Raw genomic sequence first — 437 nt, 5'->3', positions numbered from 1 at the left:
GGTCGACCCCAGTCTTAAATACGCTGCCGGCAAACCTGCCTGCACCATCGCCGCTCACACCGCCGAGTAATTTCCATGCGTTCTCTAACCTTCCACCTGAAAATCCTGATCGCCGTGCTGGTGCTGCTGGGCGTTTCGGTTACGGCCTATCAGATTTTCGTGCTCGGCATCCCGGTGACCGAAGACGCCACCGACGACCTGTGGAACATCGACGCCAAGGTCGAGTTCGTCGCCAGCACCAAGGATCCGGTGAAGATCCAGATGTTCGTGCCGCCGTTGAGCCGCGATTACGTGAGCCTCAACGAAAGCTTCATCTCCAATAACTACGGCGTCGCGGTCAACCGCATCGACGGCAACCGCAAGGTGACCTGGTCGGCCCGTCGCGCCAAGGGCAACCAGACCTTGTATTACCGTCTGGTGCTGACCAAGCGCTACAC

At 59.0% G+C, this 437-nt stretch carries 1 protein-coding gene and 1 pseudogene; both read left to right on the top strand.

The genetic code is table 11. The features are described 5' to 3' along the window. Positions 1-70: pseudogene (locus tag J5M71_RS28705) on the top strand (ATP-dependent zinc protease); the annotation flags it as partial. Positions 71-75: 5 nt separating this feature from the next. Further along, the coding region (locus J5M71_RS28700; protein ID WP_207839066.1) for a UUP1 family membrane protein at positions 76-437 on the top strand (362 nt) is incomplete at its 3' end.

Origin of the sequence: Pseudomonas sp. 43(2021) (assembly GCF_017490805.1) — a bacterium.
In the GTDB taxonomy this organism is placed as follows: Bacteria; Pseudomonadota; Gammaproteobacteria; order Pseudomonadales; family Pseudomonadaceae; genus Aquipseudomonas.
Note: the sequence above shows the minus strand (reverse complement) of the source record. Positions and strands in the feature narration are given on the sequence as shown.